This window comes from Halocalculus aciditolerans (assembly GCF_014647475.1).
GTDB lineage: Archaea > Halobacteriota > Halobacteria > Halobacteriales > Halobacteriaceae > Halocalculus > Halocalculus aciditolerans.
Window position 1 is genome coordinate 389,471 of record NZ_BMPG01000002.1, and the last position, 18,922, is coordinate 408,392.

19 protein-coding genes are annotated in these 18,922 nt (G+C 67.9%); 8 read left to right on the forward strand and 11 right to left on the reverse strand.

Annotated features, from left to right (window positions below; genetic code table 11):
* Positions 1 to 9 precede the first annotated feature (9 nt).
* Entirely contained in the window at positions 10 to 984 is a 975-nt protein-coding gene (locus IEY26_RS08615) for an alkaline phosphatase family protein (protein ID WP_188977951.1), read from the forward strand.
* Between the two features lie 14 nt (positions 985 to 998).
* On the opposite strand, the gene IEY26_RS08620 is transcribed toward IEY26_RS08615, so the two are convergent.
* The 9 genes from IEY26_RS08620 to IEY26_RS08660 all read right to left on the reverse strand — a co-directional run bounded on the left by IEY26_RS08620 (position 999) and on the right by IEY26_RS08660 (position 11,243).
* The gene (locus IEY26_RS08620) at positions 999 to 2,105 is read right to left on the reverse strand and encodes a glycosyltransferase family 4 protein (RefSeq protein ID WP_188977953.1); all 1,107 of its coding nucleotides are present in this window, start codon (positions 2,103 to 2,105) and stop codon (positions 999 to 1,001) included.
* 137 nt (positions 2,106 to 2,242) lie between these two features.
* The gene (gene glmS / locus IEY26_RS08625; RefSeq protein WP_188977955.1) at positions 2,243 to 4,054 is read right to left on the reverse strand and encodes a glutamine--fructose-6-phosphate transaminase (isomerizing); all 1,812 of its coding nucleotides are present in this window, start codon (positions 4,052 to 4,054) and stop codon (positions 2,243 to 2,245) included.
* 3 nt (positions 4,055 to 4,057) lie between these two features.
* Positions 4,058 to 5,212, reverse strand: a complete 1,155-nt coding sequence (glmU, locus tag IEY26_RS08630) for a bifunctional sugar-1-phosphate nucleotidylyltransferase/acetyltransferase (RefSeq protein ID WP_188977957.1) — start codon at positions 5,210 to 5,212, stop codon at positions 4,058 to 4,060.
* Positions 5,209 to 6,414, reverse strand: a complete 1,206-nt coding sequence (gene glmU / locus IEY26_RS08635) for a bifunctional sugar-1-phosphate nucleotidylyltransferase/acetyltransferase (protein WP_188977959.1) — start codon at positions 6,412 to 6,414, stop codon at positions 5,209 to 5,211. The genes glmU (IEY26_RS08630) and glmU (IEY26_RS08635) overlap by 4 nt, the downstream gene beginning before the upstream one ends.
* Positions 6,411 to 7,364, reverse strand: a complete 954-nt coding sequence (locus IEY26_RS08640; RefSeq protein ID WP_188977962.1) for an NAD-dependent epimerase/dehydratase family protein — start codon at positions 7,362 to 7,364, stop codon at positions 6,411 to 6,413. Before IEY26_RS08640 ends, glmU (IEY26_RS08635) begins: the two co-directional genes overlap by 4 nt.
* Before the next feature lie 19 nt (positions 7,365 to 7,383).
* Positions 7,384 to 8,307, reverse strand: a complete 924-nt coding sequence (locus IEY26_RS08645) for an NAD-dependent epimerase/dehydratase family protein (RefSeq protein WP_188978921.1) — start codon at positions 8,305 to 8,307, stop codon at positions 7,384 to 7,386.
* The gene (locus IEY26_RS08650) at positions 8,303 to 9,445 is read right to left on the reverse strand and encodes an NAD-dependent epimerase/dehydratase family protein (protein ID WP_188977964.1); all 1,143 of its coding nucleotides are present in this window, start codon (positions 9,443 to 9,445) and stop codon (positions 8,303 to 8,305) included. The genes IEY26_RS08645 and IEY26_RS08650 overlap by 5 nt, the downstream gene beginning before the upstream one ends.
* Positions 9,446 to 9,590: 145 nt before the next feature.
* Complete coding sequence (locus IEY26_RS08655; protein ID WP_188977965.1) at positions 9,591 to 10,451, reverse strand: TrmB family transcriptional regulator; 861 nt, start codon at positions 10,449 to 10,451, stop codon at positions 9,591 to 9,593.
* A gap of 150 nt (positions 10,452 to 10,601) precedes the next feature.
* The gene (locus tag IEY26_RS08660; RefSeq protein ID WP_188977967.1) at positions 10,602 to 11,243 is read right to left on the reverse strand and encodes a DUF7504 family protein; all 642 of its coding nucleotides are present in this window, start codon (positions 11,241 to 11,243) and stop codon (positions 10,602 to 10,604) included.
* Positions 11,244 to 11,413: 170 nt separating this feature from the next.
* Here IEY26_RS08660 and arcD point away from each other — a divergent pair, with 170 nt between their 5' ends.
* Positions 11,414 to 12,868 carry an arginine/ornithine antiporter ArcD gene (gene arcD, locus IEY26_RS08665; protein ID WP_229773991.1) on the forward strand — a complete coding sequence of 485 codons (1,455 nt, stop codon included), beginning with the start codon at positions 11,414 to 11,416 and terminating at the stop codon, positions 12,866 to 12,868.
* 48 nt (positions 12,869 to 12,916) lie between these two features.
* Positions 12,917 to 13,267 carry a BsuPI-related putative proteinase inhibitor gene (locus IEY26_RS08670; RefSeq protein ID WP_188977971.1) on the forward strand — a complete coding sequence of 117 codons (351 nt, stop codon included), beginning with the start codon at positions 12,917 to 12,919 and terminating at the stop codon, positions 13,265 to 13,267.
* Here IEY26_RS08670 and IEY26_RS08675 read toward each other — a convergent pair.
* Both IEY26_RS08675 and IEY26_RS08680 read right to left on the reverse strand, forming a co-directional pair.
* A complete protein-coding gene (locus tag IEY26_RS08675) occupies positions 13,256 to 14,188 on the reverse strand; it encodes an NAD-dependent epimerase/dehydratase family protein (RefSeq protein WP_188977973.1) in 933 nt (310 codons plus the stop codon). The genes IEY26_RS08670 and IEY26_RS08675 overlap by 12 nt on opposite strands.
* 128 nt (positions 14,189 to 14,316) lie before the next feature.
* Positions 14,317 to 15,207, reverse strand: a complete 891-nt coding sequence (locus IEY26_RS08680) for an SDR family NAD(P)-dependent oxidoreductase (RefSeq protein WP_188977975.1) — start codon at positions 15,205 to 15,207, stop codon at positions 14,317 to 14,319.
* A 198-nt stretch (positions 15,208 to 15,405) separates the two neighbouring features.
* On the opposite strand from IEY26_RS08680, the gene IEY26_RS08685 reads away from it, so the two are divergent.
* The 5 genes from IEY26_RS08685 to IEY26_RS08705 are packed head-to-tail and all read left to right on the forward strand — an operon-like array spanning position 15,406 to position 18,667.
* Complete coding sequence (locus tag IEY26_RS08685; RefSeq protein WP_188977977.1) at positions 15,406 to 15,963, forward strand: tRNA (cytidine(56)-2'-O)-methyltransferase; 558 nt, start codon at positions 15,406 to 15,408, stop codon at positions 15,961 to 15,963.
* 55 nt (positions 15,964 to 16,018) lie between these two features.
* Positions 16,019 to 16,534 (forward strand): transcription factor, encoded by a 516-nt coding sequence (locus IEY26_RS08690; RefSeq protein ID WP_188977979.1) that lies wholly within the window; start codon positions 16,019 to 16,021, stop codon positions 16,532 to 16,534.
* Positions 16,535 to 17,209 carry a DUF2110 family protein gene (locus IEY26_RS08695; RefSeq protein WP_188977981.1) on the forward strand — a complete coding sequence of 225 codons (675 nt, stop codon included), beginning with the start codon at positions 16,535 to 16,537 and terminating at the stop codon, positions 17,207 to 17,209. It begins immediately after the preceding gene.
* Positions 17,206 to 17,913: a DUF5803 family protein gene (locus IEY26_RS08700; protein ID WP_188977983.1), complete on the forward strand. Its 708-nt coding sequence runs from the start codon at positions 17,206 to 17,208 to the stop codon at positions 17,911 to 17,913. Before IEY26_RS08695 ends, IEY26_RS08700 begins: the two co-directional genes overlap by 4 nt.
* Before the next feature lie 49 nt (positions 17,914 to 17,962).
* Complete coding sequence (locus tag IEY26_RS08705; RefSeq protein ID WP_188977984.1) at positions 17,963 to 18,667, forward strand: competence/damage-inducible protein A; 705 nt, start codon at positions 17,963 to 17,965, stop codon at positions 18,665 to 18,667.
* The last annotated feature ends 255 nt before the right edge of the window (positions 18,668 to 18,922 follow it).

The window sequence follows — 18,922 nt, forward strand, 5'->3', positions numbered from 1 at the left end:
GCGTTCGATATGACTCTCGTGGTCCTCGGGCTCGACGCGCTCGACCCGGATCTCGTCGACGCGGCCGAGCACCCGAACCTCACGTTGGACGCCCATCACGGTATCGAGACGATCGTCAGCGTGGCGGGCGAGCCGAGCACGCACGAGCTCTGGCCGACGATTATCACGGGTCTCACGCCGGAGGAGCACGGGTTGAAACTCGACGACGGCGTCGCGTGGGAGAACCCGCTCCTCCGCTTCGGAAGCACGGCCGCGGATTACGTTCTCCCGGACGCGCTGCAGACGAAGATCGGGGCGTGGCTCCTCACGAACACGGGAGAGGACGCGTTCCGCGAGCCCGCGTCCTACTACGGAGAGCGCGGCATCGAGACCGTCTTCGACGGTCGCTCCGCGAAGCCGATCGGCGTCCCGAACTACGTCGTCGACACGGACGCGGAAGACCGCGAGCACCAGCTCCGGCGGAGCATGGGCGACCTCTTCGAGCGCGACCCGGACGCGACGGGCGGGCACACGTCCTCTGACCCCGTCGAGTTCTACGAGCGCTGTATGGAGATGGGGATGGTGCGACTGGCGCGCGCCCGCCGCGGCCTCCGGAGTCGCGAGTACGAACTCGTCTTCGCGTACACGAGCGCGATCGACCTCATCGGGCACGTCTCCTACGCGAATCCCGGTCTCCAGGCGGACGCCTACGCGGAACTCGACGAGTTCGTCGGCGAGGTGAAAGCCGACCTCGGCGGGGACGACGACCTCCTCCTCGTCAGCGACCACGGCCTCCAAGAGGGCCTCCACACGGACGAGGCGATGGTCGCGGCCACCGACCCCGGACTCGTCGACGACGTCGACAGCGTCACCGACGTGAAGGCCGCCATCGACGCCGCGCTCGCGGACGGCGCGCACGAACCCGCCGGGAATCCGCATCGCGGCGGCGACGCCGGGGACTCCGAGGCGGTTCGGCAGCAGCTCGAAGACCTCGGCTACATGTAGCTACTTACCGAAGACTAACTGAGAGCACGGTTGTACAGTGCTTCGTACCGTGCAGCGATCTCCGGAAGGGTGTACTTCTCACGGACCAGGTTTCTCCCCCTCTCTGCATACTCTCTACGGAGGTCCGCGTTCTCTCCGAACTCACGTAACTTCGTTGCGAGGCTTTCGTGGTCGTCAACGGGGTGGAATAACGCGACCTGCTCGTACGGTTCACTGAACGGCGCGATATCAGAGAAGACGCAGGCATTCCCGATACCTAACGCTTCAACGGCCGCATTCGCGAACCCCTCCCAGCGAGACGGCATCGCATAAATATCGGTGTTATCCATCATCTGGTACACTTCTGCCCGCTCGAGTGAGCCCAAGAGGTGGACAGAGTTCTCGACTTCTTTCTCTCGGGCGAGCCGTTCTAACTCTTCTCGAAGCGGTCCGTCGCCTGCGACGACCAGTTCAAACGGGGAGTCGGCCTCTGTGTTGGCGAGAGCTATTGCGTTAATTAGGGTGTCTAACCCCTTTTGTGTGGTCAAGCTCGACGCTGTCCCGACGACGATTGATTCGGACTGGAGGGCCAATCCTTCCAGGGGGTTCTCGACGTTCGCGAGCGCGTTAGAGATCTGCTCCTCATCGATCCCATTTGGAATTATCCGAACCGAGTTTGAGCTCAACAGGACGGACTCCCACTGCTTGAATGAGTCCCGCACTGCGGTAGAGTTACACACGACGAACTCACACAGCGGGTTGGTTAGCCCGTTCAGTATTCGCCCCTCTCTCGTGAACCCATCTCGTGTGTTTCCCTCGCGGGAGATTACTGGGATACCGAGTCGCCTTCCGATGATTTTCGCAAACGACCCCGAGTGGTTGTGATGCGCTTGTATAAGATCGTACTCTCTGAGAATGGTTTTCGCTCGCGCGTAGCTGGCTCTACTAATTCCTGTGAAACTATCTGGGGCGTTAATGTTGCGGATTTTCAGCGATGGGTCCTGTGTAAACTCGCCCGCTGAGAACCACGAGAGGATATCGACGGTTGCGTCCGTGTACTCGTTAATGGCTGCCGCGATGGACGCTGGAACCGATGTTTCGCTAACCGAGTTCACAACGAAACAGACGCGAGGTGTACCCATCAGATAATATTGCCCATTTGAACTATTTAAATATGTTGCCACGGGGATAATTCCGTTATTCACACACGGTGAGATACAGGAATATTTCGACACCAATCTACATAACTAGCCAGGAACGAAACCGCGGCTACGTCTGATTACTCCACGGTGACGCTCTTCGCGAGGTTCCGCGGTTTGTCGATGGCGCGGCCCTTGGCGTTGGCGATGTGGTAGGCGAGGAGCTGCATGTGGACGTTGGCGAGGAGGGGTTCCATGACGCCGAGGTCTGGAACAGAAAGGGCGGCGTCGGCGTACTTGTCGCCGCGGCCGGCGGAGGAGAGGCCGATGACGGGCGCGCCGCGCGATTCGGCTTCCTTGACGCTGTTGAGGGTGGCGTCGGGGTTCGCGCCCCGCGTGAGGACGGCGATGATGGGGGTGTCGTCGGTGACGAGGGCGAGGGGGCCGTGCTTCAGTTCGCCCGCGGGGAAGCCTTCGGCGTGGTCGTAGGAGATCTCCTTCAACTTGAGTGCGCCTTCGAGGGCGACGGGGTGGCCGAGCTTCCGGCCGATGAAGAAGAAGGCGCTGGAGTCGGCGTACTCGCGGGCGACCTCGCGGATCTGGGAGTCGGTGTCGAGGATCTGCTGGACGGCACCGGGGAGGCCGCGGATGGCGTCGAGGACGTCGCGGGCGTCGGCGGCGGGAATGGTGTCGCGGCGGCGGCCGACGTGGACGGCGAGGAGGGCGAGCGTGGCGACCTGTGAGACGAAGGTCTTGGTGGCGGCGACCCCGATTTCGGGGCCGGCGCGGATGTAGAGGGTTTCGTCGGCGTCGCGGGTGACGGTGGAGCCGACGGTGTTGGTGACGGCGAGGGTGCGCGCGCCGGCGCGCGCGGCCTCCCGAAGCGCGCTGAGGGTTTCGGCGGTTTCGCCGGACTGGGTGACGGCGACGGCGAGGGTGCGCCAGGGGTCGCGGCCGCCGCCGAACTCGTACTCGCTGGCGACGTGGACGGAGACGCGGACGTCGGCGTAGCGTTCGAGGAGTTGGGCGGCGTAGAGGCCGGCGTGGTAGGAGGTCCCGCAGGCGACGATCTGGATCTCTTCGAGGGAGTCGAGGTATTCGGTCGGGAGGTCGACGTCGAGGTCGACGTCGCCGGCGAGTTCGTCGACGCGCCCGGAGAGCGCCTGGCGGAGCGCGCGCGGCTGCTCGTGAATCTCCTTGAGCATGTAGTGGTCGTAGCCGCCTTTCTCGGCGGCGTCGGCCTCCCATTCGATCTCTTCGACGCCGCGTTCGACGACTTCGCCGTCGTGTTCGATGGTGACGCCGTCGGGGGTGACGACGGCGATGTCACCGTTCTCGAGGTAGGTGACTTCGCGGGCGTGTTCGAGGAAGGCGGTGACGTCGCTCCCGACGAAGGTCTCGCCGTCGCCGTGGCCGACGCAGATAGGTGAGTCTTGGCGCGCGAGGTAGATTTCGTCGCCGTCGTCGACGACCATGGCGAGCGCGAAACTCCCATGGAGGCGCGCGACGACGTCGACGAAGGCGTCCTTCGGGGTTTTTCCGGCGGCGAGTTCGTCCTCGACGAGGTGGGGGACGACTTCCGTGTCGGTGTCGCTCGCGAACGTGTGGCCCTTCTCGCGGAGGTCGCGTTTGAGTTCGTCGTAGTTCTCGATGATGCCGTTGTGGACGACGGCGACCCGGCCCGTGCAGTCGGTGTGCGGGTGGGCGTTTTCGTCTGTCGGCTCGCCGTGCGTGCTCCAGCGCGTGTGGCCGATGCCGACGGTGGCGTCGGAGGCGTCGGGGACGGCGGCGGCGAGTTCTTCTACTTGCCCGGAGCGTTTGACGAGGGTGAGGTCGTCTTCGACGAGCGCGACGCCCGCCGAGTCGTACCCGCGGTATTCGAGGTTCTCCAGCCCGCCGACGAGGAGGGGGAGGGCGTCGCGTGACCCGGCGTAGCCGACGATGCCACACATGGGTCAGGCCCTCCTCACGACCGCGTCACTGGGAATGCGGCCGTCGATGACGGAGCCGGTTTCGACGTCGGTGCGGTTCCCGAGGACGCTCCCGGGGGCGAGGGTGGTCGCGCCGCCGACGCGGGCGTTGTCGCCGACGACGCCGCCGAGGCGGACGTTCTCGTGGACGCGGCGGTTCACGACGAGGTCGGCGTCCCCGCCCGCGATGGTGGCGTTCGCTTCGACGGTGGCGTTCTCCCCGACGACGGCGTCGCGGACGACCGCGCCCGCGCCGATGGTGGCGTCGGGGAGGACGACGCTGTTCGCGACGACGGCGTTCGCGCCGATTTCGACGTTGTCGCCGAGCGCGGTGCCGGCGAGGACGCGCGCGCCGGGTTGGAGGCGGACGTCCGCGCCGAGCGCGACGTCGCCGATGGCGCTCGCGGAGTCCGCGACGCGCGCGCTCCCGGCTTCCCGCCGCGCGACGACCTGCGCGTTCACGTCGAGGATGTCCCAGAGGTAGGAGACGTCGAGCCAGCGCTCGCGAACCATCACGGCCGTCACGCTGCCGTCCGTGGTGAGGCCGCGGAGCGTGTCCGTGATGCCGAGTTCGCCGTCCGCTTCGGTCTCGCGGAGCGCGTCGAAGATACGCTGGTCGAACCCGTAGATGCCGGCGTTGACGACGTCCGAGGGGGCGGCGTGCCGCGGCGGTTTCTCCACGATGTCCGCGACGGACTCCCCGTCGAGGCTGACGACGCCGTAGTTGCTCGGCTGGTCGGCGCGCGTCACCGCGATGGTCGTCCCTTTCGTCTCCTCCTGGCGGTCGATGACGCGTTCGATGGCGCTCGCGTCGATGATGCGGTCGCCGTTCAGCGCGACGAACGGCCCGTCGACGTGTGATTCGGCCTGCAGGACGGCGTGCCCCGTACCGAGCTGTTTCCGCTGGACGGCGTACTCGATGTCGACGCCCCACTCGTCGCCGTCGCCGAAGTGACTCTGGATGCGCTCGCGCTTGTAGCCGACGACGAGCACGACGTCCGTGATGCCCGCGCGTTTGACGGCGTCGAGGACGTGTTCGAGGAGCGGCCGGTTCGCCACGGGGAGCATCGGCTTCGGGCGGCTCTCCGTGAGCGGCTCTAAGCGCGTGCCTTCGCCCGCGGCGAGGATGACGGCCTTCATTCTCTGTCCACCACCTTATCCCGCGTGACGGTCTCACCGAGCGTCGTCGTGCTCTCGGGGTCGAGGCGTACGCCCGCGTTCAGACTCGTGTTGATGCCCGTCTTCGACGCGTCGCCGACGACGACGCCGAGTTTTCGTCTTCCCGTATCTATCATGTCTCCTTTCACTTGCATGCGTACGTTCGCGTCGTCGTGCCGTAAGTTCGCTACCGTCGTGCTCGCGCCGAAGTTCACGGATTCGCCGAGAATCGAGTCGCCGACGTAGGAGAGGTGACCGACGGCGGCGTCGGTCATCAGAATCGAGTTCTTCACCTCGACAGCGTTCCCGACGCGGACGTCCTCGCCGACGACGGTCGAGCCGCGGACGTAGCAGTTCGGGCCGACGTCCGCGCCCGACTGGATGACCGCGGGGCCTTCGACGTACGCGCCGGCGCGGACGCGCGCGCCGTTCTCCACGACGACCGGCCCGTGGACGGTCGCGCCGTCCTCGACGACGCCCTCGACGTGGTGGTCGAGGTCGGCGAGGAGGTGTTCGTTCGCGTTCAGGAGCTCCCACGGCCGGCCGACGTCCAGCCACTCGCCCTCGTACTCGACGGCGGTGATCGCGACGCCGTCGGCGAGCGCGCGCGCGATGGACTCCGTAATCTCGTACTCGCCGCGCTCGCTCTTCTCGGTCGCGGCCACGTAGTCGAATACCGCGGGCTCGAAGGCGTACGCGCCGAGGTTCGCGAGACTGCTCGGCGGCTCCGCGGGCTTCTCGACGATGCCCGTGACGCGGTCGCCGTCGAGGCTGACGACGCCGTAGTTCGAGGGGTCGGGGACTTCGCGCACGGCGACCGCGTACCCCTCGCTCTCGGCGAGCGCGGCGACGAGCGAGTCGTCGACGACCACGTCCGCGTTGAGGAGGAGGAAGCGCTCGTCGACGTAGGGTTCGGCCTGTTCGACCGCGTGCGCGGTGCCGAGCTGTTCGTCCTGGACGGCGTAGTCGACGGGAAGGCCGCGGTAGGTGTCGCCGACGCGCTCTTCGACCATCTCGGACTGGTGGCCGACGACGAGGACGAACCCGTCGACGGCGTCGACGCACTGGTCCATGACGTTCTCCAGGAGGGTCGTGCCGGCGACGGGGAGGAGCGGCTTCGGGCGCGTCTTCGTCAGCGGCCCCATCCGCGTCCCCTCGCCGGCCGCCATGACGACGGCCTTCATGCCGACACCAGCTCCCGGACCGTCTCCTCGACGGAGTGTTCGGTCTCGAACCCGATGGCGTCGCGCGCGTGACTCGTGTCCACGGTGAAGTCGGCGGCGTCCGTCTCCGCCGACCGCGGGTTCTCGACCATCTCGATGTCGATTTCGACGCCGAGCTCCTCGCGCGTGACGCGCTGGACGAGCTCGGCGAGCGCGAGCACGCTGTACTCCTCGCCGCTCGCGAGCGGAATCGTCTCCGCGCCCGGCTCGACATCGCCGCCGACGAGCCGTTCGAGGCTGAGCGAGTACGCGCGCGCCACGTCCTTCACGTGGATGAAGTCGCGCGCCTGCGTCCCCGGCTCGTGCACTTCGAGGTGTTTCCCCTCCTTCGCGCGGTCCGCGAAGATGTTGATGACCGTGTTCTTCCCCACAGTCTCGCCGTCTATCTCGTGGTGGCCGTAGATGTTCGACTTCATGTAGACGTGCGCGGGGAACTCGTGCGCGGCGAGCGCGTGCACGTCGTCCTCGCTCATCCGCTTCGTCAGCCCGTACGTGTTCAGGGGGTCGCGCGGATGGTCGACCGTGATGGGCGTCTCCACGATGTCGCCGAGAATCGCCATACTGGTCGGGAAGACGAGCGGCGTCCCCGTCTCCCGGCAGAGGCGGGCGACGTCCTCGGTCCCGCGGACGTTCACGTCGAACGCCTCGTCGGGGTCGTCGTCGCAGTCCTGCACGCCGCTGACGGCGGCGAGATGCATCACGGCGTCGACGCCCGCGAACGCCTCCGCGAGCGCGTCGGTGTTCCGGACGTCGAGTGTTTCGATGGTCGTTCCTTCGACGGTCTCGACGGTGCCGACGGAGAAGTCGTCGACCGGGACGACGTCGTGGCCGTCGGCGAGCAGGTTCCGGGTCACCCGCGACCCGATGTAGCCCGCCGCGCCCGTGACGCCGACAGAGTACGTGTGAGTCATGGCTGGGTAGTGGTGGGTGTTACTGATAGGTGTCCCGACCGATTCGGTGGGCCGGGTCGTACGTCCCGGCGAGCTCTCGAACGCCCGCCGCGAGGCCGGTCTGCGGTTCGAAGCCCGCGTCCCGCATCTTCTCGAAGCGAACGTGGTAGGAGGGGCCGGGGTCGCGCTCGTAGCGGTACGCCGTCTCCACGGGCCGGTCGAGTTCGTCGCTCACCACGTCGGCGATCTCCTCGATCTGGAAGTTCCCGAGCCCGACGTTGTACGTCCCGGCGTCCCAGTCGAGCGCGGCCTCGAAGGCGCGCGCGGTGTCCTGGACGTGGAGGAACGGCCGCCAGTTCGTCCCGTCGCCGTAGACGGTGAGCGGCTCGCCGGCGAGCGCGCGGAAGACGAAGGAGTTCACGACGAGGTTGAACCGAACGCCCGGCGAGTAGCCGAAGTTCGTCGCGAGCCGGAGACTCACGTCGTGGAACTCCCGTTCCGCCACGATGTCCTCGCACTCCAGCTTCGACTCCGCGTACGGGTTCCCGGGCATCGGCTCGGACTCCTCCGTGAGCTCCTCCTCGTAGGTGTCGCCGTAGACGTTACACGACGACGCGAGCACGAACGTGTCGACGGCGGCGGCTTCGGCGGCGTCGGCGACGACTTCCGTGCCGCCGACGTTGACGTCCATCACGCGGTCCCTGATGTCGTGGGACTTCGCCGCGCCCGTGACGGCGGCGAGGTGAATCACGCCGTCGACGCCCGCCATCGCGTCCTCGACGACGGACTCGTCGCGGATGTCGCCGCGGTGGAACTCGACGTCGTCGAGCGAGAGCCCCATCAGGTTCCGCTGGTCGGAGAGGCTGAAGTCGTCGAGCACGCGGACGTCGTGGCCCGAGTCGAGGAGGTTCCGGACGAGTTCGCTCCCGACGTAGCCCGCGCCGCCCGTGACGAGGAGCTTAATCGGTGAGCACCCCCGGGAGGAAGCGGTCCTCGTGCGCCTCGATGCGTTCGCGGTGGTCGACGAGCGTTCCGAGCACCTGCCGGATGCCCTCTTCCATGCTCATCTCGTCGTCGACGAGCCCGCGGAAGTTCGCGTTATCCATCTCCATCTGGTGCTCTTCGTCCTCCTCGCGCGGGTTCTCGAAGTGTTCGACGTCGGCGTCGAGGTCGAACTCCTCGCCCACCTCGGCGATGGTCTCCGCGAGCTCCACGATGGCCACGGGCCGGTTCACCTGGTTGTAGACCGTCACGCCCTCCTCCTGCTCGGGGCCCCGCTCGACGAGCGCGACGAGGCTCTCCACCGCGTCCTCCAGCGTGACCATCGGCTTGCGCTGCTCGCCCTTCCCGTATACGGTTATGGGGTAGCCGGCGACGGCCTGCGCGCAGAACCGATTTACGACTGTTCCGAAGTAGTAGTCGAAGTCGAAGCGCGTCGGCATCCCGTACTCCTCCGTTTCTTCCGTTTCGGTGCCGAAGACGATGGCGGTGCGGACGTCGCTGATCGGCATCCCCCACTCGCCGTTCGCGAGCCGCATGTTCCCGGCGTCGAACGCCTTCGTCTGGTGGTACCACGACCCGCCCATCGCCGGGAACGGCACCTCGTCGCTCTCGCCCTCGTTCGACATCTCCGCTCCCCCCTCGGGGATGGGGAACTCGGGCGCGCCGTAGACGCCCGTCGTCGTCGTCTCGATGAAGTGCGTGTCGTCGAGGCCGGCTTCGTGCAGCGCGTGCAGGAGGTTCAGCGTCGAGGAGACGTTGTTCCGCTGCGTGTAGAGCGCTCGCTCCCCGTTGATTCCCGCATACACCGCGGAGGGCTGGGCGGCGGCGTGGAGCACCGTATCGGGCTCGTAGACGTCCACGAGCTGCGTGACGAACTCGCGGTCCGCGAGGTCTCCCTCCACGTACGAGACGCCGTCGACGGTCTCGAAACGCGCCTCCGGCTCGTCGATGGGGACGGCGGAGACGCTGCCGGACTCCGCCACCCACTCGCGGCGCGCGCCGTTGTCGACGGCGACGATACGGTCGTCGATGCGGTCGGCGAGTCGGAGCGTGGTCGGCCACCCGAGATAGCCGTCTGCGCCAGTGAGCAGGACAGTCATTGGTTACTCAGAAAGTGAGTAACCATCGGCATAAGTCTTTGGACCGTCCCCCCACACGCCGCTCACAACCACCGAGAATCCTCGGAAGAACTCCGTGCATCGAACTACCGAACCGACTGCGAGAACCGCCGAAGGTTCCGCCGGCTCAGTCGAGGACGGCGTCGGGCGTCGCAGACTCGTGCTCCCAGACGAGGTCGAAGAAGCGTTCGAGGCCGGCGACGAACGACCCGTTCTCCGTCACCGCGGCCTGCCGCATGCTCAACGGCACGTCCTTCTCCTCGACCAGCAGAATCGCCCGCCCCGTGTCGTACTCCATCGACGGGTCCGCGAACGTCCCGCGCCACGGCAGTTTCCCCGTGCTGAACCGGATGTCGGCCTCCGGATAGCCCGCGCGAATCCGCTCGACGATGTCCGCCTGCGTCGCCGCGTTCTCCGCGTCGAGATGGTCCGGGTGCAAGAAGAGCACGCTCACGTCGACGCCGCGCGCGAGCGCGTCACCGAACGCCGCCTCCACGCGGTCGAAGTACTCGAAGGACTTCGTGATGACCTTCACTCGCTCTTCCGCCTCGCGGTAGAGCGACCGCGTCTCCCGCTCCGACGCCTCCCCGACGTCGACGACCCAGAACAGCTCCTCCGTCGGCGTCACGTCGCTGCTCGCCTGCGCGAACCGGGGCTCGAACTCCGCCAGAAACGCCTCCCGGTTCGCCTCGATCTCCTGTTGGTACGCCTCGAACTCCTGGCGTTCGTTTTCTACTGCCCGGTCGAGAATCGCCCCCGGTGACTTCGGCTGGTAGTGCTTCGGCCGCCCCGGAATCATCTTCACGAACCCGCGGTCCGCGAGCGAGTCCAACACCCCGTAGATGCGGGCCTTCGGAATCCCCGTCGCCTCCGCGAGGTCGGGCGCAGTCGTCCGTCCCAGCGAGAGCAGTTCCGTGAGCGCCGTCGCCTCGTACTCCGTCAAATCCAAGCGCTCTGCGAGCTCCACCGGGGAGCGATCGCGACTCATACCTCACTCTCCGCGCACGCACCGCAATAGGATGACGGTTCCCGACGCCCGCCACGACCACATCCACTCGACTCCTCGCCCGGTCGAGCGCTCGTCCGTATCACCGCCCAGCACGACGACGACACGGACCCGGTCCGGCAGTCGGTGAGGTTAGTAGGGGACCCAGTCGGTCGGGGAGGGATCGACGCCGACGACGCGGAGTTGGCGTTCGTAGTCGTCGGTGAGTCGGGTTTGAATCATGCCGTCGAAGAGGGGTGCGAACCGTTCGAACGTCTCTCTGTCGCCGAGTTCGGTGAGGGCGATGCCGAGGTGGCCGCCGCTCTGTACTTTCCCGGTGAAGACGTGGAGGAAGCGAAAGAGCCGCCGGGGGTCGGTGTACATGAGCATCGTGGGGATGGAGAGCAGGCCGCCGCGGATGGTGTCGCGGTCGTTCTCGGCGAGCGCGGTGAAGAAGCCGGCCGTTCGGATGCCGATTTCGGTGACGTCGCCGGGCGAGGAGACGTACCGAATCCACCCGCGGTCGCGTGCGGCCTCGCCGCGTTCGCGGGTGACGCAGTCGATGACGCCGGCGTGGCCGTTGGCGACGCCGTCGGCGATGGCGGGGGAGTCGTCGAGGAGGCGAGTGGCGTCGTCGCGAGTGGAGATGACGACTGCGCCGTCGCCGGCGGCGAGGCCGTCTTCGACGAGCGTCCGGCCGAGTTCGGCCTTGCCGGACATCGGCGGACCGCCGATCATCAGGTTCGTCCCCGGTTGGATGGCGTCGACCGGGAGCACGTCGCCCACGTCGTACATTTCGTGCGCCACGTAGCGGTGGAGTCGGTATAAACCCCTGACTGATTGGTCGGGAGAGTTTCACGAATCCGTGGGCGTCTGAGATAGTGGCGAGATTGTCCGCGTGCCATCCCATACCTATGGGGTATCATTCCAACGGCGTTATATGCGCCACAGTGATAGGGACGGGCGTGGTATCCTTCGACTTCCAGCCCCTGACGTACGACGACATTCCGCCCGAGAAACGCCCCTCGGCCGCGCAGGCACTCGTCCCCGTCCTGGGGATGATCGTCTTCCTCGGCGTCGGCTCGGGGATACTGAAACTCGCCCCGCACGCCCCGCTCCTCTGGAGCATCGTCCTCACCGGGCTCGTCGGCCGGTACTGGCTCGGCTACGCGTGGGACGACCTCTACGACGGCCTCGCGAGCAGCCTCCTCATGGGTCTCCAGGCGATCCTCATTCTCTTCACCATCTACGCGCTCATCGCCACCTGGGTGAGCGCCGGCACCATCCCCGCGCTCATGTACTACGGTCTCGGCGTCCTCACCCCGAAGGTCTTCCTCCCCGCGACCGCCATCCTCGCCGCCGTCGTCGCGTTCTCCATCGGGAGCTCGTGGACGACCGCCGGCACGCTCGGCGTCGCCTTCATCGGTATCGGCCACGGCCTCGGCATCCCCGCGCCCATGACCGCCGGCGCGATTCTCTCCGGCGCGTACGCGGGCGACAAACAGAGCCCCCTCTCCGACACCACGAACCTCGCCGCCGCCGTCACCAACACCGACCTCTACGACCACATCGACGCGATGCAGGTCGGCACCCTCGTCGCGCTCGGCGCGTCCGTCCTCCTCTACGCCTACCTCGGTCTCAGCGCCGGCGGCGCGATTCCCGTCGGCCAGGTCGAGAGCATCCGCAGCGCCCTCGCCGGTACCTACGCGCTCGGCCCGCTCGTCGTCCTCCCGCTCGTCGTCACCTTCGCCCTCGCCCTCTACGGCATCCCCGCGCTCCCCACGCTCGTCGCCGGCGTCTTCGCCGGCGCGACGACGACGGTCGTCGTGCAGGGCCGCGCGTTCACCGCCGCCTGGGACGTCTTCCTCAACGGCACCGGACCCGAGACCGGGATGGACCTCGTGAACAGCCTCCTCGCCACCGGCGGGCTCTCCGGGAGCGCGTGGACCATCTCCATCGTCGTCCTCGCGCTCGCGCTCGGCGGCCTCCTCGAACGCACCGGCGTTCTCGCCTCCCTCGCCCGCGCCCTCACCCGCATCGTCTGGAGTCGCGGCAGCCTCATCGCCGGCACCGGCGTCTCCGCGTTCGTCGTGAACGCGCTCTCCGCCCAGCAGTACATGAGCATCGTCGTCCCCGGGATGAGCCTCCGGAACCTCTACGACGACTACGAGCTCGACACCGCGAACCTCTCGCGCGCCGTCGAAGCCGCCGGCACGCCGACCGGCGCGCTCATCCCGTGGCACGCCGGCGGCGTCTACATGGCCGGCGTCTTCCAGCTCTCCTCCAGCCTCCAGTACGCCCCCTACTACTTCTTCGCCTACCTCTCCCCGCTCGTCCTCTTCGTCATGGCCGCCACCGGCTGGCAGCTCATCCCCGAAGACGGTGCGAGCGACGCGCCCGCCGACGCTACCGCTGAATAGCTCGCACCGACCGCAACCCCGAAACCTCCCGCGCGCTCTCTTCTCTCTATGCCGCTCGAAGCCACCGTGGACGTCGACGTCCAAGCGTCCGCTGTCGCGTTCACGCTCACCGTCGAGAACACCGGACCGGAAGCAGTCGACCTCACCTTCGAGGCCGACCAGGACGCGGAGTTCACCGTCTCCGAGGCCGGCCGCGACGTCTGGCGGTGGAGTAGCGGCCGCGCGTTCACCCAGCTCATGCGAACGACGGAAGTTCCGCCCGGCGAATCGTTCACTGCCCGCGGCGCGTGGCGACGCCCCACGCCCGGCGACTACCGCGTCGACGCCGAACTCGAAGCGATGCGGGACGTTCGCGCAGCCGCCACGTTCTCAGTCGGCTCGGACGACTCAGTCGAGTGACGCGACGAGGTCGCGCGCGGCGCGGCGGACGGACTCGTCGCTCGAGAGGTCGGGTTCGTAGCCGAGCGCCGCGAGTTTCTCGATGGAGAGGCGCATCTTCGGGACGTCGCCCGTCCAGCCGCGGTCGCCGCCGGTGTACTCGTAGTCGGGGTCGACGCCCATCTCGTCGGCGACGATGTCCGCGATGGTGTTCACGGACGTCGTCGTGCGCGTCCCGAGGTTGAACGTGTTCATCGACCCGGTGGCGTGCTCGACGACGTGGCACATCGCCTCGACGCACTCCGAGACGTGCATGTAGGACTTCTCCTGCCGGCCGTTCCCGAGGATGGTGAGCGTCTCGCCGTTCTCGTCGAGCTTCTCGACGAAGTCGGGGACGACGCCCGCGCCGAAGCGGTCGCCGACGATGTTCGCGAATCGGAAGTTCCACACCGTAAAGTCGTGGCTGTGCGCGTAGACGGAGAGCAGGGATTCCTCCGAGAGCTTCGTCGCGCCGTAGATGCTGATGGGTTCGAGGGGCGCGTAGTCCTCGGGCGTCGGCCGCGGCGCTTCCCCGTACACTGTCGAGGAGGACGTGAAGAGGAAGTGGTCGACGCCGACTTCCGCCATGCGTTCGAGGAGGTTGTACGTGAGTTCGTGGTTCGCCTCGAACTGCCTTCGAGGCTCCGCTGAGTTCACGTACTTGTCCGCCGCCGCGAGGTGGAAGACCGCGTCGAGGTCCTCGGTGACGACGTCCGCGACCACCGACTCGTCCGTGAGGTCACCCTCGACGAACTCGACGCCGTCGGGGAGGTCGGCGTCGCTGCTGTTCGAGAAGTCGTCGACGACGAGGACGTGGTTCTCGTCGGCGAGCGCGCCCGCGAGTTCGCTCCCGATGAGGCCCGCGCCGCCCGTGACGAGAATTCGCTTCCCGGTGAGTTCCATGCGAGAGAGAGCGGCGGGAGCCGGCAAGTGCGTTCTGGTCTCCAGTCCCACCTCTCGGCCATTGGCCGGGCGAGCCTCTAGTCCCGTCTCTCGGCGGTTGGATGAGCGAGCCGCTTGCTCGGGTGGCGTTACTCGGTGAGGTCGGCGGAGACGTTCCAGACGTGGTCGGCGAGCGCGTCGTCGGTGACGGCGTCGCTGGGGTCGCCGGGTGCGCAGTCTCGGTAGTACGCCCCGCGCTCGATGTCGTCGGCGACGGCGAGGTAGGTGGGGGTGGCGGCGGCTTCCGGGGCGGTGTCGACGAGGCGGCCGACGAGCCGCTGGGAGAGGGCGTCGAACACGCGCATGAGGAGGGAGAGCGGGAGACTCGTCGTGCGCCAGAGGCCGCTCCCGGGGACGAAGCCGGGGTGGCAGGACGCCACGGAGAGGTCGGTTCGTTCGGCGAGGGCGCGCGCCCAGACCGCGTTCGCGAGCTTCGACCGCGAGTAGGCGTGGAAGCCCTCGTAGCCGTCGAGGGTAGTGACGGCGTCGCGAGCGAGGTCGCCGCCGTCGGCGCGTCGGTGGACTTCGGAGGAGACGATGACGACGCGGTCGAGCGATAGCTGCGCGCGGAGCGTCTCGGTGAGCGCGAACGGCGCGAGCTGGTTCACGGCGAACGTCCGTTCGACGCCGCCGTCGTAGTCCGCAAAGCTCGCGTTTCGGAAGTGCGCGCCCGCGGCGTGGACGAGGATGTCGAGGGAGTCGACGCGGTCGGCGACCGCGGCGGCGAGCTGTTCGGGCGCGTCGGGGTCGGCGAAGTCGCCGGCGAGGAAGGCCGGGTCCGCATCGAGGGCGTCGAGGTCGTCGGCGACGGCGCGGCCGCGGGTCTCGTCGCGGCCGTGAATGACGACGCGCGCGCCGAGACGGCCGAGGGCGAGCGCGACTTCGCGGCCGACGCCGCTGGTCGCGCCCGTCACGAACGCGGTCTGTCCGTCGAGGGCTGCGTCGCCGACGCCGGCTTCGACTTCCGCTCGCTGAGTCATACCGGGACGTCGAACGCTGACGCTAAAAAGGGGCTGGCAGGGCGACGCCGACAGGGGAGACGTCGACCGCGGCGTCGCCGGCGAAGCGAACGGTCGACGGTAGTGTTCACCGCATACGCCCCGTTGGCCCCGGCTTCCTACTTGAACGCTCGGCGGCGTTCCGTAACACCCTATCCGACGCGGCGGTTTCGTCCCTCTATGCAGGGCGAAAACGAGGTCGTGGTGTGTCGGTTCGGGCATCGACCGGGGCGCGACGACCGGATGACGACGCACGTCGGACTGACCGCGCGGGCGCTCGGCGCAGACAGAGTGGTGTTCCCGGACAACGCCGGACAGTCGAAAGAGACAGTCGAGGACATCACGGAGCGGTTCGGCGGGCCGTTCGAGGTGGAGTTGTCGGACGAGCAGCCGGCGCTCATCCGAGGCTGGGATGGGACGGTGGTCCACTTGACGATGTACGGCGAGCGCGTGCAGGACGTCGAGGGCGACGTTCGCGACGCCCACGAGGAAGGCGACCTGCTCGTCGTCGTCGGCGGGGAGAAGGTCCCGTTCTCGGTGTACGAGGCGGCGGATTACAACGTCGGCGTGACGAATCAGCCGCACTCCGAGGTCGCGGGGCTCGCGGTCTTCCTCGACCGGCTCTTCGACGGCCGGGAGCTGGAGCGGGAGTGGGCGGACGCGGACCGCCGCGTGATTCCCGAGGCGACCGGGAAGAACGTGGTGTCCGTCGACGACGAGTGCGCGGGCGGCGAGTGAGCGCGCGAGGGTCGGTCGAACGTTTTAAGGGCGAGACGGCCGCCAGTATCGAGTAATGGCTTTTGAGGAACTCTTGGAGGACCCGGTGGTTCAGCGGTATCTCCACGAGCTGGTGGGGCCGACGGGGATGCCGGTCGCGGTGTCCCCGCCGGACGGGGAAGTGACGGACGAAGAGCTCGCGGAGCGCCTCGACCTCGAGTTGAACGACGTGCGGCGCGCGCTCTTCATCCTCTACGAGAACGACCTGGCGAGCTACCGCCGGGTCCGCGACGAGGACTCCGGGTGGCTGACGTACCTCTGGACGTTCGAGTACGACAACATCCCGGACAACCTCGTAGACGAGATGGAGCGCCTGCTCGGCGCGCTGAGAGAGCGCCGCGACTACGAACTCGACAACGAATTCTACCTCTGTCAGGTGTGCTCGATTCGGTTCGAGTTCGCGGAGGCGATGGACCTCGGCTTCGAGTGCCCCGAATGTGGCTCGCAGGTCGAAGCGATGGAGAACCGCGACCTCGTCGGTGCGATGGACGAACGCATCGAGAACCTCGAACGCGAACTGGGGCTGGGCTAAATGGTCGTCCTCGCGACGAAAGTCTACGTCTCCGGTGACGCCCGCGACCGCGCGCTCGACGGCCTCCGCTCCCTCGTGCAGAACGACGTCGGCGACCTCGACGTCGAGTTCGACGTCGGCGTGCGCCGCGACGACTTCCCCACCGTGACGGTCGAGGGCGAGGACGCCACGGTCGCGCGGAACGTCCTCCGCGAGACGTGGGGCGAAATCACGCCGGACTTCGAAGCGGGCGAAGTCCACGTCGGCACGCTCGAACACTGGGACGACGACGGCTTCGTCCTCGACGCCGGTGAAGACGTCCGCGTGCCGGCGGGCGAACTCGGCCTCGGCCCGGGGACGCCCGACCAGATTCGCACGCGCTTCGGCCTCGTCCAACACCTCCCGCTCCGGTTCGTCTACGGCGACGACGACCCCTGCCGGCTCGCGGACGACGAGCGCGACCGGCTCTTCGAGTGGACGCGCGCCGAGACCGGCCGCGTGAACGTGAACTCCGCGACGCGCGGCCAGGTCCGCGCGACCGTGAACCGCGCCGGCCACGCACAGGACATCGTCACCGTCGAACGCCTCGGCCTCTTAGAGCAGAGCATCGTCTGCGGCGAAGGGACGGATCCGCCGGGCCTGCTGGCGAGCATCGGCGGCCACCTCCGCTCGGAACTGCTCGCCGTCGTTCCATGACGTCACGCCGCCTCCTCGCCGTCACGGCGCTCCTCGCGCTCGTGGCGCTCGGAGGCTGCGTCGGCGGCCCCGGCGGGACCGGGGCCGCTCCGGACAACACGACGTACGACTGGCACACGAACGCCACGGGGAGCGACGTCACCGTGAACGTCACCTCCGACTACTACTACGCCGTCTACGAGGTCGAGAACCGCTCGACCGTATCACTCTCCCGGCCGAGCGAGCTCGGCGGGAACACCGGCGTCACGGTCGGCGCGCCCGCGTTCCGCTACGAGAACGGTACAGTCACGCGGAATCTCACCGTCGACGCGCAGAACCAACAGACCGTCGTGACCCTCCCGGCCGAACGCGGCCAGCTCGCCTACACGTCCCCGTCGACGACGCGCTCCGTCATCGTGCCCGTCGCCGTGAACGGGAGCTACGACGTCGCCCTGCCGCCCGGGATGCGCGCCGAAATCCCCGTTCTCGGCAGCGTCACCCCCGGCGGGTACGCCCTCAGCATCGAGGAGAACCGCGCGCACTACCGCTGGGCGAGCATCGACGACGCCACCATCGAGGTCCAATACTACCTCCACCGCGACGCCTACATCTTCGCCGGCCTCCTCGTCGCGCTCGCCATCATCGCCGTCCTCGGCACGCTCTACCTCCGCCGCCAGGTCCGCGAACTCGAACAGGCGCGCCGCGACGCCGGCCTCGACCCCTAACTCGAACGCCGGGCGTCACGGTTTTCACACCGACCCGCGAAATCCCCCTATGGATGTCGCGGTCGTCACGGTCGGCGACGAACTCCTCAGCGGTGATACGGCGAACACGAACGCGACGTGGCTCGGCCGCCGGCTCACCGAGCGCGGCGCGACCGTCCGCCGCGTCACCGTCGTCCCCGACGACGTCGAGGAAATCGCGGCGACCGTCCGCGACCTGAGCGAGCGCTACGACGCGGTCGTCGTCACGGGCGGCCTCGGCCCGACGCACGACGACGTGACGATGGACGGCGTCGCCGCGGCGTTCGACCGCGACCTCACCGACCACCCGGACGCCGCCGCGTGGTTCGCCGGCGAGTCCGACTACACGGGCGACCTCGCCCCCGGAACGACCCACCTCCCGGAGGGCGCGCGCATGCTCCCGAACGAGGTCGGCGTCGCCCCCGGCTGCGTCGTCGAGCACTGCTACGTCCTCCCCGGCGTCCCCGCGGAGATGGAAGCGATGTTCGACCGCGTCGCCGGCGAGTTCACGGGCGAGCGCCGGCACGTCGAAACCGTCTACGTCGACGCGCCGGAGTCCGCGCTGGTCGACGCGTTCGATGAGCTCCGCGAGCGCTTCGACGTCGGCGTCGGCAGCTATCCGGGCGACGGGGTGCGCGTGAAGATACAGTCAGTGGACGCGGCGCGCGCCCGCGACGCCGCCGCGTGGTTCCGCGAGCGCGTCGACGGTCGAGACGAAGAGCCGAGCGAGCGTTAGCGGTAGAGGTAGGCGAGCCAGGCGGCGACGACGACGAGACCGACGACGGTGACGCCCCAGCCGAGGGCGTTGATCGGGAGGCCGGACGTGGCTTCGAGGAGCGTGAACATACTAGCCGAATTTCGCGCGGCGGTCTTAAGGATTTCCGACTCGCCCGTCCCTGACACCGCGGGTCGCGTGCGAGGGGTCCAGCGGCGAGCGAACGGAGGTGAATCCCCAGCGGCGGGCGGAGAGCGTGTGATACCGGCGGGTCAG

Excerpts from the sequence above, each read along its gene's own strand:
- glmU (WP_188977957.1), bottom strand. The coding sequence starts at position 5,212 with ATGAAGGCCGTCATCCTCGCCGCGGGCGAAGGCACGCGCTTAGAGCCG.
- IEY26_RS08620 (WP_188977953.1), bottom strand. The coding sequence starts at position 2,105 with ATGGGTACACCTCGCGTCTGTTTCGTTGTGAACTCGGTTAGCGAAACA.
- glmS (WP_188977955.1), bottom strand. The coding sequence starts at position 4,054 with ATGTGTGGCATCGTCGGCTACGCCGGGTCACGCGACGCCCTCCCCCTC.
- IEY26_RS08640 (WP_188977962.1), bottom strand. The coding sequence starts at position 7,364 with ATGACTCACACGTACTCTGTCGGCGTCACGGGCGCGGCGGGCTACATC.
- IEY26_RS08680 (WP_188977975.1), bottom strand. The coding sequence starts at position 15,207 with ATGACTCAGCGAGCGGAAGTCGAAGCCGGCGTCGGCGACGCAGCCCTC.
- IEY26_RS08660 (WP_188977967.1), bottom strand. The coding sequence starts at position 11,243 with ATGTACGACGTGGGCGACGTGCTCCCGGTCGACGCCATCCAACCGGGG.
- IEY26_RS08655 (WP_188977965.1), bottom strand. The coding sequence starts at position 10,451 with ATGAGTCGCGATCGCTCCCCGGTGGAGCTCGCAGAGCGCTTGGATTTG.
- IEY26_RS08705 (WP_188977984.1), top strand. The coding sequence starts at position 17,963 with ATGGATGTCGCGGTCGTCACGGTCGGCGACGAACTCCTCAGCGGTGAT.
- IEY26_RS08695 (WP_188977981.1), top strand. The coding sequence starts at position 16,535 with ATGGTCGTCCTCGCGACGAAAGTCTACGTCTCCGGTGACGCCCGCGAC.
- IEY26_RS08675 (WP_188977973.1), bottom strand. The coding sequence starts at position 14,188 with ATGGAACTCACCGGGAAGCGAATTCTCGTCACGGGCGGCGCGGGCCTC.
- IEY26_RS08690 (WP_188977979.1), top strand. The coding sequence starts at position 16,019 with ATGGCTTTTGAGGAACTCTTGGAGGACCCGGTGGTTCAGCGGTATCTC.
- IEY26_RS08700 (WP_188977983.1), top strand. The coding sequence starts at position 17,206 with ATGACGTCACGCCGCCTCCTCGCCGTCACGGCGCTCCTCGCGCTCGTG.
- IEY26_RS08615 (WP_188977951.1), top strand. The coding sequence starts at position 10 with ATGACTCTCGTGGTCCTCGGGCTCGACGCGCTCGACCCGGATCTCGTC.
- IEY26_RS08670 (WP_188977971.1), top strand. The coding sequence starts at position 12,917 with ATGCCGCTCGAAGCCACCGTGGACGTCGACGTCCAAGCGTCCGCTGTC.
- IEY26_RS08685 (WP_188977977.1), top strand. The coding sequence starts at position 15,406 with ATGCAGGGCGAAAACGAGGTCGTGGTGTGTCGGTTCGGGCATCGACCG.
- IEY26_RS08650 (WP_188977964.1), bottom strand. The coding sequence starts at position 9,445 with ATGACTGTCCTGCTCACTGGCGCAGACGGCTATCTCGGGTGGCCGACC.
- glmU (WP_188977959.1), bottom strand. The coding sequence starts at position 6,414 with ATGAAGGCCGTCGTCATGGCGGCCGGCGAGGGGACGCGGATGGGGCCG.